This is a genomic window from Bacillus sp. FSL K6-2841, from assembly GCF_037976435.1.
Lineage (GTDB): Bacteria > Bacillota > Bacilli > Bacillales > Bacillaceae > Bacillus > Bacillus pumilus.
The window spans coordinates 1,381,538-1,394,886 of record NZ_CP150266.1; the positions used below are offsets into that span (position 1 = coordinate 1,381,538).

At 39.6% G+C, this 13,349-nt stretch carries 18 protein-coding genes; 16 read left to right on the forward strand and 2 right to left on the reverse strand.

The genetic code is table 11. The features are described from left to right. The first annotated feature begins 285 nt into the window (after positions 1 to 285). The 13 genes from MHH68_RS06830 (at position 286) to MHH68_RS06890 (ending at position 9,065) form a co-directional block, all read left to right on the forward strand. Complete coding sequence (locus MHH68_RS06830) at positions 286 to 1,182, forward strand: manganese catalase family protein (protein ID WP_012009782.1); 897 nt, start codon at positions 286 to 288, stop codon at positions 1,180 to 1,182. A gap of 183 nt (positions 1,183 to 1,365) precedes the next feature. Next, positions 1,366 to 1,608: a DUF1797 family protein gene (locus MHH68_RS06835; protein WP_003212254.1), complete on the forward strand. Its 243-nt coding sequence runs from the start codon at positions 1,366 to 1,368 to the stop codon at positions 1,606 to 1,608. 139 nt (positions 1,609 to 1,747) lie between these two features. Continuing rightward, on the forward strand, positions 1,748 to 2,263 hold the full coding sequence (locus MHH68_RS06840; RefSeq protein WP_144474336.1) for a ribonuclease H-like YkuK family protein: 516 nt from the start codon (positions 1,748 to 1,750) through the stop codon (positions 2,261 to 2,263). A gap of 149 nt (positions 2,264 to 2,412) precedes the next feature. Beyond that, the gene (gene abbA, locus MHH68_RS06845; RefSeq protein ID WP_003210802.1) at positions 2,413 to 2,604 is read left to right on the forward strand and encodes an antirepressor AbbA; all 192 of its coding nucleotides are present in this window, start codon (positions 2,413 to 2,415) and stop codon (positions 2,602 to 2,604) included. Between the two features lie 146 nt (positions 2,605 to 2,750). Next, the gene (gene cbpB, locus MHH68_RS06850; protein WP_339165665.1) at positions 2,751 to 3,200 is read left to right on the forward strand and encodes a cyclic-di-AMP-binding protein CbpB; all 450 of its coding nucleotides are present in this window, start codon (positions 2,751 to 2,753) and stop codon (positions 3,198 to 3,200) included. A gap of 91 nt (positions 3,201 to 3,291) precedes the next feature. After that, positions 3,292 to 4,173, forward strand: coding sequence for a LysR family transcriptional regulator (locus MHH68_RS06855; protein ID WP_003211236.1), 882 nt, complete (start codon positions 3,292 to 3,294; stop codon positions 4,171 to 4,173). Positions 4,174 to 4,296: 123 nt separating this feature from the next. Next, on the forward strand, positions 4,297 to 4,719 hold the full coding sequence (locus MHH68_RS06860; protein WP_058014115.1) for a DUF4275 family protein: 423 nt from the start codon (positions 4,297 to 4,299) through the stop codon (positions 4,717 to 4,719). A gap of 186 nt (positions 4,720 to 4,905) precedes the next feature. Further along, positions 4,906 to 5,382, forward strand: a complete 477-nt coding sequence (locus MHH68_RS06865; protein WP_180309081.1) for a flavodoxin — start codon at positions 4,906 to 4,908, stop codon at positions 5,380 to 5,382. Further along, positions 5,372 to 6,265: a hypothetical protein gene (locus tag MHH68_RS06870; RefSeq protein WP_058014113.1), complete on the forward strand. Its 894-nt coding sequence runs from the start codon at positions 5,372 to 5,374 to the stop codon at positions 6,263 to 6,265. Before MHH68_RS06865 ends, MHH68_RS06870 begins: the two co-directional genes overlap by 11 nt. A 49-nt stretch (positions 6,266 to 6,314) precedes the next feature. Next, on the forward strand, positions 6,315 to 6,740 hold the full coding sequence (locus MHH68_RS06875) for a flavodoxin (protein ID WP_050782665.1): 426 nt from the start codon (positions 6,315 to 6,317) through the stop codon (positions 6,738 to 6,740). A gap of 109 nt (positions 6,741 to 6,849) precedes the next feature. Then, a complete protein-coding gene (gene dapD / locus MHH68_RS06880) occupies positions 6,850 to 7,560 on the forward strand; it encodes a 2,3,4,5-tetrahydropyridine-2,6-dicarboxylate N-acetyltransferase (protein ID WP_058014112.1) in 711 nt (236 codons plus the stop codon). 81 nt (positions 7,561 to 7,641) lie between these two features. Further along, a complete protein-coding gene (locus tag MHH68_RS06885) occupies positions 7,642 to 8,772 on the forward strand; it encodes an N-acetyldiaminopimelate deacetylase (protein WP_339165666.1) in 1,131 nt (376 codons plus the stop codon). A gap of 50 nt (positions 8,773 to 8,822) precedes the next feature. Continuing rightward, entirely contained in the window at positions 8,823 to 9,065 is a 243-nt protein-coding gene (locus MHH68_RS06890) for a YkuS family protein (protein ID WP_003211408.1), read from the forward strand. Between the two features lie 29 nt (positions 9,066 to 9,094). On the opposite strand, the gene MHH68_RS06895 is transcribed toward MHH68_RS06890, so the two are convergent. Then, positions 9,095 to 9,901, reverse strand: a complete 807-nt coding sequence (locus MHH68_RS06895; RefSeq protein ID WP_058014109.1) for a mechanosensitive ion channel family protein — start codon at positions 9,899 to 9,901, stop codon at positions 9,095 to 9,097. Positions 9,902 to 10,172: 271 nt separating this feature from the next. Between MHH68_RS06895 and ahpA the strand changes: the two genes are divergently transcribed. From ahpA to rok, 3 genes are all read left to right on the forward strand, one after another. After that, entirely contained in the window at positions 10,173 to 10,715 is a 543-nt protein-coding gene (gene ahpA, locus MHH68_RS06900) for a biofilm-specific peroxidase AhpA (RefSeq protein WP_003211758.1), read from the forward strand. Between the two features lie 82 nt (positions 10,716 to 10,797). Beyond that, positions 10,798 to 11,256 carry a TlpA disulfide reductase family protein gene (locus MHH68_RS06905; protein ID WP_003211884.1) on the forward strand — a complete coding sequence of 153 codons (459 nt, stop codon included), beginning with the start codon at positions 10,798 to 10,800 and terminating at the stop codon, positions 11,254 to 11,256. 470 nt (positions 11,257 to 11,726) lie between these two features. Next, positions 11,727 to 12,308, forward strand: coding sequence for a transcriptional regulator Rok (rok, locus tag MHH68_RS06910; RefSeq protein ID WP_058014107.1), 582 nt, complete (start codon positions 11,727 to 11,729; stop codon positions 12,306 to 12,308). A gap of 51 nt (positions 12,309 to 12,359) precedes the next feature. Here rok and MHH68_RS06915 read toward each other — a convergent pair whose 3' ends face one another. Beyond that, complete coding sequence (locus MHH68_RS06915; RefSeq protein WP_058014106.1) at positions 12,360 to 13,277, reverse strand: hypothetical protein; 918 nt, start codon at positions 13,275 to 13,277, stop codon at positions 12,360 to 12,362. Positions 13,278 to 13,349 lie beyond the last annotated feature (72 nt).

A 13,349-nucleotide genomic window follows, 5' to 3' on the forward strand; every position in this document is an offset into this window, starting at 1 on the left:
ATATTAGCCATTTATTAACAATCAAAGCAGCCTTTTAGGCTGCTTTTTTTGATTGAAAAAAAGAAATAAAAAATGGTTGACAATGAAACTGATAATCATTATCATTTAGTTATAGAGAGAAGCTACTCTCTGTTCCCCAACCCCTCTATCAGATCAAGATCCAAAAAACTTGGCGCTACCCCCGCCAAGTTTTTTTTGTGCTTTTCATCTTCGCCTCATGCATAGGACAGCCCAATCACTCCATACATCTTAAGTGATGACAGTTAGACGGTAGGAGGGAACGTCATGATCAAACGTGACAAGCGGCTGCTGATTGATTTGCCAAGGCCAGATCACCCAGATGCAAATGGTGCTGCTGCTGTGCAAGAATTACTCGGCGGAAAATTCGGTGAAATGTCCACATTAAATAATTACATGTTTCAATCCTTTAACTTTAGAGGAAAACGAAAACTCAAACCGTTTTATGACCTCGTATCCAGTATTACGGCTGAAGAATTCGGTCATGTAGAACTTGTGACAACAGCAGTGAATCTCATGATTACAGGGACCACCCATGGCGGAGATCCAGATACGACACCGATGAAAGCGGCTGTCGATAAACGAAATACACAGCATTTTATTCAAACGGCTCAAACAGGCTATCCGTTTGATTCCATGGCAAAACCTTGGACCGGAGAGAATGTGTTCTCAAGCGGAAACCTGATTCTTGACCTCCTTCATAATTTCTTCCTTGAATGCGGGGCTCGTACGCACAAAATGCGCGTATATGAAATGACAGATCATCCTACAGCAAGAGAGATGATCGGTTATTTACTTGTGCGAGGCGGTGTGCATGTTGTGGCATATGCAAAGGCGCTTGAGGTAGCTACAGGAGTAGATGTAGGGAAAATGCTCCCGATCCCAAACCTCGACAACAAATACTTTGATTCAGCAAGGAAATTTGAAGACCAAAATATTCATACAAAACTGTACACATTTAGTGATACGGATTACAAGGATATCAATAAGATTTGGAAAGGCAGCCATCCGATTGATGGAAAACCGCTCACAGTGATTGAGGGAACCCCGCAAGGAGCACCTGTGCCAGATTATAGAGAATTACCGGAAGAGTTTGCCCCAGGCATTTCCAAAGAGGATTTTGACGAAATTGCCAAACGGCTGATGAGATCTGCGGGTTTATAAAAACATGGTGCATGAGATCAGAAAAAAGACTCAAACTAAAAAAACAGATTCTTTTTCTTTTTTTGAATTCAAGAGGAAAAATATCATCTGAGAACACTTTATGGTATGATGCTTTGTAGGACTTGTGTATAATCAATACGGGTTCATCTTGAGTTGTTTTTTTGAAAGGAGTCTTTTTTTAGAATGTCACAATTAATGGGTATCATTACAAGGCTGCAAAGTCTTCAAGAGACAGCAGAAGCTGCAAACGAACCGGCACAGCGTTATTTCGAAGTGAACGGTGAGAAAATCTGTAGTGTTAAGTATTTCGAAAAGAATCAAACGTTTGAATTGACTGTTTTTCAACAAGGGGATAAGCCAAATACTTTCCCATTTGACAACATTGATATGATTTCGATTGAGATTTTTGAGCTTCTACAATCCTAAGCTGAATCGTATGAAATGTTTTTTCTAAGAATTCCTTCGTTGATTGCGGAAGCATACACTTCATAGGTGATAAGCAAAAGGAAGATGATCATTCAGCGCAATATTCGGATAAGAGACCATTAAAAAGGAGTTCCTTTCTGTGAGTGATTCTTTTTACTACAATCTTTCTGAAGATCATTTAGCGTTTTCTGATGTCGTCATGAGAATGAAAGACTTTATTCGAAAAGACCCTAGATCCGCCTATGTGTTATCAATTGGTACGGACTCGCAGGTCAATCAAAATGTCACAAAATTTATGACTGCAATTCATCTCCACCGGATTGGCAAAGGGGCTTGGGGCTGTCTTACGCAACAAGTGATCAGCAGGCCTGTGCAAAGCCTTAGAGAAAAAATTTCATTAGAGACAGCGTTTAGCCAAAAGGTATGTGCAGACATCCTTGAGGGGCCTTTAACAGAACTGATGGATTTGCTTCTTCCCTTTGCTGAGGAAGGGGCAGACCTCCGTTTTGAAGCTCATCTAGATATTGGCAAAAAAGGAAGTACAAAAGAGCTGATTCAGGAAATGACCGGAATGATCACAGCTATGGGAATTGAAGCTAAAATAAAACCCGACTCATACGCAGCATTTTGCTATGCCAATCGATACACAAAATAAATTCCGTCATTTTTCTCCAAACCTTGTCGAAACGTGCGGTTGACGATTCGATTCTAGTTCCTTATTCTAGCTGTATAGAGAGGAAGCAGACATTCAAAAGCCTGCTAATCAATATAAAAGCATATATGAAACAGGGGGCCTGATGTTGGATGAGCGTCATCGAAAATCGTTTTAATGAAGAAGAGAAAAAGCTATTATTAAACGTATTGCTGAATCAGGAATATGCTGTCGAATTACTAAGCAGTGAGATCAATGATATAGAATGTGGAACAAAAAATGTCGATGACAATACGTATAAGCAATTGATCACATTGTATGACAGAGTAAGGTTTGAGAATTAATATTGATTGAACATTCTATTAGATACTCGGGAGCTGAGTATCTTTTTTATGCAGAAAAAATCTTTCGACAAATTTCGTTTTAGTTTATGCTTAATGGTAAAGGGGAATGTATGATTGATGATTGAGAGAAAAGGGGTCGAAGAAACATGATAGAGATAGAACCAACTCAATTGCTTGAGTCCACAGTAGCTGAGCATATGATTGATGCAGATAAAGTGGCACATGTTCAAATTGGAAATAATCTTGAGCATGCCCTATTGGTCCTTACAAAAACAGGATATACAGCCATTCCAGTATTAGATCCTTCGTATCACCTGCATGGGTTAATTGGAACGAATATGATTATGGATAAGATCTTTGGTTTAGAACGAATTGAATTCGAAAAGCTGGACCAACTGAAGGTAGAAGAAGTTATGCTCACTGATATCCCAAGGCTTAAAACAACGGATCCTGTGCTAAAAGGCGTTCACGCTGTAACGAATAATGGATTTGTTTGTGTCGTAAATGAGGAGCAAGTCTTTGAAGGAATATTTACACGACGTGTTGTATTAAAGCGCTTAAATGAAGTGATTCATGCCGCGAAAAAAATGAGCTGAAGTCCAGCTTATTTTTTTTGCCTTCATAAGCTATAATTTATATAATGACCATATGGAATAAGAAAAACTTATAGAGAGAAAGGGGACGCCCATGCAGCTTCAAGAGTTACATATGCTTGTTGTGCTAAGTGAAGAATTGAATATGAGAAAGGCTTCGGAGCGGCTCTTTGTCTCTCAGCCTGCTTTATCCCAAAGATTGCAGACGATCGAAAAAGAGTGGGGTACCAAAATCTTTTTTCGTTCTCAGAAAGGGCTCACCGTAACTTCGGCAGGTGAACAGATCATTCAATTTGCAAAAGAGGTGACGGTTGAGCAAGATCGAGTGAGAGAGAGAATCGATGAACTTGAAGGGGAAATTCACGGTACACTAAAGCTTGCGGTGGCCTCCATTATTGGACAGCACTGGCTGCCGAAAGTGTTAAAGCGGTATGTCGAAAAGTACCCAAATGCGAAGGTATCACTTGTGACCGGCTGGAGTAGTGAAATGCTCAAAAGCTTATATGAGGACCATGTGCACATTGGGATCATTCGCGGAAACCCTGATTGGAAGGGAACAAAGGAATATTTGATGACAGATCATTTATATTTAGTCGATTCTGTTATCAAGGACGTGGACGAGTTAATCGAGACAGAACGCCCGTTTATTCAATTTAAAAGCGACAGCACGTATTATCAGGAAATCCAGCACTGGTGGCATCAAAAATTCAAAGTGTCTCCAAAGCAGACGATTCTAGTGGACCAGATTGAGACGTGTAAACAGATGGCCTACCACGGCATCGGCTACGCCATTTTGCCTTCGGTCACCTTATACGACCACGAAAAAAGTGTTCATAAAACACCGCTTGTTGACGTGAATGGAGAACAAATCGGACGTGACACATGGCTGCTAGGCTATGAAGCTTCTTTTCAATTAAAACAAGTGCAAGCATTTGTTGGTGTGGTCAAAGAAATGCTTGAAAGTGATGCGGTGTAAGCACCTTCTTGGAAGAGGAAGGTGCTTTTTTTAGGTAAATAATCAGCTTGATTCAATTTACTTATTGTACGCATATCAAAGCAATAGATAGATGGAGCGAATCATAGAGGAGACCTCGATTTTATGAAAAACAATCAATTAATCAAAATGAACAAACCTGAATGGGGAGATCATTTGCGCGCCAGGTGGCGTGAACGTTTTGCTAGTCATCTTTCAGTTAAAGAACAAAACGATATATCAGTAGATGATTTTTTATGGCATTTATGCAGTTTTGGAATGGTTACATGCCTTGAAAAGGCTGAGGCGATAGACGCATTTCTTCAACAATCAAAGGATAAGTGTACTGTTTTTTATCAATTTGTTGACGAGGCGTATCTTTTCGAAAATGCTAGCTCTCTTTTAATCAATGATTTACCATATCAGTCTAATAATATGGATTATAACGATATGTATGTGATGGATTGGAATGAAAAATGGACATTTGTGATGACGCACGAAACGGATTATGGTCCATATTTTATTCGAATAGATGAAACGAACGAATGAGGAACCGATGATCTCTTCGATACGAAAAACCCGCCTTCCAATTGGATTGAGCGGGTTTTTCATTGGGTTAGAGTATTGATTGGTCAAAGCTTTTTTATGAAATCATTTGACAATGAAAATCATTATCATTTAAAGTGTACATATAATAATTGAAAATGATTATCATTTAGATGAGGTGACCGATAGATGAAAGCACTAATTGCATTTGCGAGTATGTCTGGTAATACAGAAGATATGGCAGCGATTATAAAGCAAACACTAGAAGGAAAAGGGATCGATACTGAGATGATGGAATTTGATGATACAAGCGCAGAGGATCTTTCTTCATACGATTATGTGTTCATCGGTTCTTATACATGGGGTGATGGCGATTTACCTTATGAAGCAGAGGATTTTTATGAAGAGGTTTCTGCGCTTGAACTAAGTGACATCAAAGCAGCTGTGTTCGGATCAGGAGATTACAGTTACCCGAAGTTTTGTGAGGCTGTCCATACATTTCATGACATGCTCAAATCAACCGGTGCATCTGTGTTTCCTGAAACATTGAAAATGGAACTTGCGCCTGATACAGATGAGGATGTGGCGTGCTGTCAGGAATTTGCGACAAGCTTTTTAACATGGGCTGCGCTATCTGTGAAACGAGTTGAAAACCATGTTTCATAAAGGAGCGACGGCCGTTGCTGCCTCTAAAAACGGTGGATACTTTGTTGCTGTAAAACGTGAAGGTATTTTTCACTACAGTGTGGAGAGCGGATGGCAGCAACTGTTTAAGCTCAAGCATAAAATTCATGCCATCAGCTATATTGGACCTTATTTATTCGGTGTTGGTGAAAATGGCACAGTGATTAGATCAGGAGATGAAGGTCATACATGGGCGCTATCATCATTTCCAACAAATGCAGTCGTTTGGTCGATTACAGGACGCGAAGACGGGTTTGTGTGTGCACATGGAAAACATAGTATATATGTGTCAAATGATTTCGGGATTTCCTGGGAAATTATGAAGCCGTTTGCTCATGTGAACCATCCGCCTGTCATTCGTTCCTTATGTGCTGCAGGTGATCACCTTTATATTGGAACACAGATTCATGAGGTTCACGGAGGAGTATGGGTGTATGACTTGGAGAGTGAACAGGTTTTCCTTCTAAACAGAGAGGAGCACCGGATGACAGCTTCTATGCTGCTCTGTCAAGAGCATCTGCTTGTTTGCGCATTGGGATCAAAAAAAGGCAAAAAGGGATCTGTTCAAATTTTAGATTTACATACCAATATGCTGCATGATATTCAATCACAAGCCTTTGCTAGAGAAGAATCATTTTTGGATGTGTCAGAGGATAATGGCATTGTGTATGTGACTACTTCACAAGACGAATACGGGTTTTCTAAAGTGTATCAGCTTGATATAGAGCAAAAAGAGCTCAAATGGTTTGATACGATCAAAGGACACGGTTTTCGTGTAGCCAATCAAAATGAAAACTTTTTCTGTGCTGGTTTATATGAAAGCAAGTTTGTAAGGCCATATGAGGAGCCGGCATTGATTCATTGATAAGGAGGAAGAAAAAGTGACAGAAAAGGTTTTACTGGTGTATGCCACGATGTCTGGGAATACAGAAGCGATGGCGGATCTAATTGAAAAAGGAATAACAGAAGCAGGAGCTGGCGTGGACCGTCATGAAGCGATGGATATTGATGCAGAACTTCTCAATGATTACACGCACATTATGTTAGGTGCGTACACATGGGGAGATGGTGACCTTCCTGATGATTTTATTGATTTATATGAAGAAATGGAAGAGCTTGATTTAACGGGAAAAGCATTTGCTGTATTCGGTTCCGGGGATACATCTTATGAGCATTTTTGCGGAGCTGTTGATCTAATCGAAGAAAAAGTGAAGGAACTTGGCGGGGACATTGTCCTGCCATCAGTCAAGATCGAGCTAAATCCAGAAGGAGAAGAAGAAGAGAAATTGATTTCTTTTGGTAAACAATTTGTTCATCTTCACCAGCAGGAAGCGGGGTAATCAGTCCCGCTTGTTTTATTTTCCATTGAAGAGTCAACTCTTTCACTTGTCATTAAAACTCTCCTTTGGTACAGTAATGAAGTATAAATTAAGAGGAGGACATACATACATGAAACAAATGGACGCTAATGAAATTATTTCATTTATTCAAAATAGTACAAAATCAACACCTGTCAAAGTCTACATCAAAGGTGATCTAGAAGGCATTGAGTTTGGTGAACATGCAAAAACGTTCATCACAGGAAACACTGGAGTTGTTTTCGGTGAGTGGAGCGACATTCAAAAAGCGTTAGAAACGAACAAAGACAAAATTGAAGATGTTGTCGTGGAAAATGACCGCCGCAACTCTGCAATTCCAATGTTAGATTTAAAGAACATTAAAGCACGTATTGAGCCAGGTGCGATCATTCGTGACCAAGTTGAAATCGGTGATAATGCAGTCATCATGATGGGGGCTTCTATTAATATCGGTTCTGTGATCGGCGAAGGTACGATGATTGACATGAACGTGGTGCTTGGCGGCCGTGCGACAGTAGGTAAGAACTGTCATATCGGTGCTGGATCTGTTCTTGCAGGTGTCATTGAGCCGCCATCTGCTAAACCAGTTGTCGTAGAAGATGATGTTGTCATCGGTGCGAACGCTGTTGTTCTAGAAGGTGTGACAATTGGTAAAGGTGCAGTTGTAGCTGCAGGTGCGATCGTTGTGAACGATGTAGAGCCTTACACAGTTGTAGCAGGTACACCTGCAAAGAAAATTAAAGACATTGATGAAAAAACAAAAGGTAAAACAGAAATCAAACAAGAACTGCGTCAGCTTTAATTCATATAATTCGCAGCTGAAGACATAGACGTGGATATATATCCACGTCTTATTCGTATAGAGGAAAGGAAGCGAATTCACTTGTTAAATCGTGAGCAATTGATATCCATTCGAAGAGATTTACATCAAATCCCTGAGCTTGGTTTTAAGGAATTCAAAACACAAGCATACCTCATCCAGCATCTTGGTGCTTATTCAAAAGATCGAGTTGAGATAGAAACATGGCGAACTGGACTTTTTGTCAAAGTAAAGGGAACAAATCCTGAGCGCGTATTTGCGTATCGTGCAGATATGGACGGCCTGTCTATTCCTGAGGACACAGGGTATCCATTTCAATCAGTACATGAAGGGAAGATGCATGCGTGTGGACATGACCTTCATATGACCATCGCACTTGGGGTCATTGATCATTTCGTTCATGAGCCAATCAAAGAAGATCTATTATTTATGTTCCAGCCGGCAGAAGAAGGTCCAGGCGGAGCTGAACCGATGCTTACAAGTGATGTGCTGAAAAAGTGGACGCCAGATTTTATTACAGCACTGCATATTGCACCTGAATATCCTGTCGGAACGATAGCCACAAAGCCAGGGCTGCTTTTTGCCAATACGAGTGAGCTTGTGATAGATCTTGAAGGAAAAGGCGGACACGCTGCTTACCCTCATTTAGCGAATGATATGGTTGTGGCTGCGAGTGCACTTGTAGGTCAACTGCAATCGGTTATTTCTCGTAATGTCGATCCTCTTGATAGTGCGGTCATTACGATTGGCACGATTACCGGGGGAACGGCTCAAAATATCATTGCGCAGCATGCAAAGCTTGATGGCACCATTCGTACACTTTCACCAGAGTCTATGGAAAAAGTGAGAAAGCGAATTGAAGCACTAGCAAAAGGGATTGAAATTGGCTACGAATGCAAGGTAACCGTGCGATACCCTTCATCTTATTACGAAGTGGATAATTCAAAGGAACTGACAGAGGAATTTATGTCATATGTTTCTGGAGAAGGGCTTGCGAATGTGGTTGAATGCAGAGAGGCCATGACAGGAGAAGATTTTGGCTACATGCTGAAAAAGTACCCTGGATTTATGTTTTGGTTAGGGGTCGATTCAGAATATGGCCTGCATCATTCAAAACTCATGCCTGATGAAAAAGCGATAGAAACAGCTGTAAACGTTATGACGGCTTATTTCAAAAAGCAAGCAGGTGAATGAATAATCAAGCTGCCTCCTGTACACCTTATGAACAGGAGGTGTTCTTGATTATGACAAGAATTGGTGTAGAACCATCTTTATCCGATGTAGAAGAACTACTGAAGCAAAAAGGGTATGACGTCGTACGTATTCAAAATGAACAGCAAATGGATCAGTGTGACTGCTATGTTGTCACAGGACTAGATTCAAATGTTCTTGGCATTTCAGACACAACGACAAAGGCATCTGTGATTACCGCGTCTGGTATGACGGCTGATGAAATTTGTCAAGAAGTAGAACAGCGTGTTCAATAAAACAAACAAGAAAAAGAACCGGTAGCTTATCATCCCGGTTCTTTTTGCTCTTTTTCTATATCGAGTACTTCTTTCATTTTTTTGCGCAAAATACGTTCTACCCGCCATTGCTCCATTGTTTCAGTTTTTGCAATGATGCGCAGTACAAGGGAAGAGGATCCGAACGCCTCCACCCCGACAACTTGAGGTCCTTCGATAATTTGAGGAATGTCCTCTCGTACCTCATCACACGCCGCTTGAAGGGCTGTAATCATTTGATCCACATTCTCTTCTGGAGACAGCTCGATATCAACGAGTGCCTGCATAGTCCCTCTTGAATGGTTGCTCACGTTCAATATGCTTCGATTTGGAATAAAATGAAGGGTGCCGTCAAAACTTCGAAGCTGCGTGGTCCTAAGTCCAATTTGTTCTACGATCCCATCAAAACCAGCAACTGTTATATATTCTCCCACATCGAATTGTTTCTCTAATAGGATAAAGAATCCTGTCACAATATCACTCACTAGTCCTTGAGCGCCAAAGCCGATCGCAAGCCCCACGACGCCTGCACCAGCTAACAATGCGGTCGGGTTATAATGAAATAAGTCGAGGATCATGACGACTAGAATAAAAATCAATAAGTAGGCGAAAATATTTAACGTAAGACTTTGCAGCGTTTGAGCTCTTGATAAAGAGACATCATGCTTTTCAGAGAATGTAGAATAAGCACGCTTAATCATCTTATTTCCGATGGCTCTGATGATAAAATAAATCGCGAAAATAGCGATGAGCTTTAGCAAAATCATACTGCTATTCAGGATAATGGAAACCCAATCTACTTGTTCAAATGCTTTCATGATCTTCAAAACCTTTCTATGTATGCTCTAATAGAGAAGCTAATCATTTGTTCCCTTCTGCAAGACATGTTAAACTTTCGTTAAGTGGAGTAAGAGATTGTGACAAATCGTTAATTAAATTTATTATTAATTAATATTGACTAAAAACCGCTTAAGTATTATAATTGTAATTGTGAAGTTATTAACTAAATGAGAATTTCAACTTTTGATTCTCATTTTATATACAGCTTAGAAGTCTGTATAAAGATATTATTTTTGGAGGGATTTACATATGGCAGAGCGTTTTGTAGGAAAACAAGCTCCACGTTTTGAAATGGAAGCAGTACTTGCTAACAAGGAATTTGGTAAAGTGAGTCTAGAAGAAAACATGAAGAATGACAAATGGACAGTTCTTTTCTTCTACCCAATGGATTTCACATTTGTTTGCCCAACTGAAATTACAGCAATGAGCGATCGTTATGATGAGTTCGAAGATTTAGATGCTGAAATCATTGGTGTATCTACTGATACAATCCATACGCATCTTGCTTGGATCAACACAGACCGTAAAGACAATGGTCTAGGTGAATTGAAATATCCGCTAGCTGCTGACACAAACCACACAGTATCTAGAGAATACGGCGTTTTAATTGAAGAAGAAGGAATTGCACTTCGCGGTCTATTCATTATCAACCCAGAAGGCGAACTTCAATATCAAACAGTATTCCACAACAATATCGGTCGTGATGTAGATGAGACATTACGTGTTCTTCAAGCATTACAAACTGGTGGACTTTGCCCAGCGAACTGGAAGCCTGGTCAAAAAACACTTTAATTGATAACTGAAGAAACAGGAGGGTCTAACTGATGTTAGACCTTTTTGTTTCGACACATACAATGGATGGAGGCGCTTCATAATGAAATTACGTCAACCAATGCCAGAACTAACTGGTGCAAAAGAATGGTTAAATGGAGAAGTAACAAAAGAAGATCTAATTGGTGACAAACCAACATTGATTCATTTCTGGTCAGTCAGCTGTCATCTTTGTAAAGAGGCAATGCCTCAAGTCAATCAATTCCGTGATGAATACAAGGATCAACTAAACGTGATAGCCGTTCATATGCCGCGTTCAGAGGATGACCTAGATCTGGATAAGATCAAGGAAGTTGCGAAAGAGCATGAAATCACCCAGCCAATTTTTGTGGATAGCGATCATAAACTAACAGAAGCCTTTGAAAATGAATATGTACCAGCATATTATGTGTTTGATAAAACAGGTGCTCTACGCCACTTCCAAGCTGGCGGAAGCGGAATGAAAATGCTTGAGAAACGTGTCAATCGAGTGCTTTCTGAGTCTGAAAAGGCTGCAGAATAGGCTTTCCCCCATAATTGGGGGTTTTTTCATGGACAAAAATAGGCGACCTATTGCACGGAATGGACTTGTCCTTCTTAAGAAAAGAGAAATTGAGGGAGTTTATTAAAAAATATTCCTGAAACAAAAAGGTATAACGACCTATTTACATTTTTGTTTTGAAATGAAAATGTAAAGATTTTAACTTTTTACTATTCAGAACGTTTTTGCACAAAAGAAATTTCAGTTTGGTAAATAACGATGTAAATCAAGTAGTATAAGTGTTTATTCAAATTTTTTACAATATTTTAAGGTTTGTCAAAAGCCTTTAGTGGCAATGAAATGGATGCCGATTGTTCCTCTTTGGCAAAATTTTAGTTGAAAATACCTATCTGATAACAAACTGTAAAATGATAAAAAAATAGTTGATAAAATTAGTTTTCTAATCTAATATTTACTATAGAATATTTTTTATATGATGAGGGGGAAATCCATTGTTTAATGAGAGGGAAGCGTTACGATTACGATTGGAACAATTAAACGAAGCAGAAGTAAAGGTCATCCGTGAATATCAAATTGAGCGAGATGCGATTTATGCAAAATTAAGAGAATTAGACCGTCAAGGAACAGGTCTAGTGTCAGATACAAAAAAAGAAGTGCGTGCAGAAAGAAAAACGGATTCACTGCCTGTATTAGCTGAACTGGCTGCACAAGAAATGAGAAGCTACCAGCCGCCTGCACAATCACAATCAAATTCTGCATCAACTTTAGGAACAGGACAGCTAAACGGTGCACCTGTAGGTATTCCTGAAGGATCTACAAGACGCAGAAGAGGCACAGCTCGCCCTGGTTCAAAGGCAGCTAAGCTTCGTGAAGCTGCGATTAAAACGTTAAAGCGTCATAATGCAGCGATTAAAAGCTCTGAACTTCAAAAAGAAATTGAAAAAGAGAGCGGTCTTGAAATTCCAAATATGACAACGTTTATGCAAAGCTTAATTAAAATGTATCCTGAAGTGAAAAAGCCATATCGCGGACAGTATATTTTAGAAGGCGATATTCAAACAGAAGACGAATAAATAAAAAAGAAACTGCTGACGTCATGCCAGCAGTTTTTTTTATTGCGATAATTACTTTTTTTGATCAACTGTATAGACAATTTTTCGTTCCTTTGACAGGCGATCACGCTGTTTTTTGAAGCCATCAATCTTCACTGTCATGACATCTCCATTTTGGTGCACCGCATCGACTTGTGCTTGTAGCGTTTGAACTTGTTCGTTCAGCTTTTTCAAGATGGGTTCGATTTCTTCCGTTGTTTCCAGGATGCTGTCTCGTGAGAATGGCTGTGAATTTGTTTGGGCTGACTGGTCAATATCAGCAAAATGAGATGCGATCCATTCCTCGCTTTCGGCTAACTGCTTTTGATAGCTTATGAGCGTTTCATAAAAAATCGCTTCCTTTGCTTTTTCGATTTGCAGTAATTTCTCTTGTGTTTCATAAAACCGCTCTTGTAGGTGTCTAACGCCTTCCTGTAATAGATTGAGCTCTGCGTTTTTATGACTTAATGTTTGCTGCAGTTTCTCAATCACAGCGGATAAAGTATTTCCTTTTTTCTCCTCTTTTGCAAGCCGTTTATCTTGATCCTGCATCCGTTCATTTAATTGTTGAGAGATTTCTTTATATTTGATGACTTTTAAATGCAGCCGGTGTTTGTCTTCCGTTTCTTTCCTTCTATGAAAGGTTTCTTTTTGGAGCATTTCATGAAGAAGGACTATTTTATGTAATAATTCAGATTTGCTGTAGGAAAGATCCTGTATTTTTGAGGCTGCATGATCTTGATCAATGGTCAATTCATCCAATTGTTGCTTTAATTGCGTGTAATCCTTTTTCATCTCGTGATATTCTTGAGTTAACTTCTTGTTTTTAGAATACGTATATGAGGACTGTAACTCAGAGATCATTTGTTGATATTTGGCTGTTTCTGCTTTTAAGTATAAATTCTCTTGAGATAGATCATGGAATAGGGGAGAAGCATGGCGCCTGTTCATCGATAGACCCTCCTTATTCATGTTACCAATAAAGTATGCGAGATGAGAGTGATTAGAACAACCATATCAAAG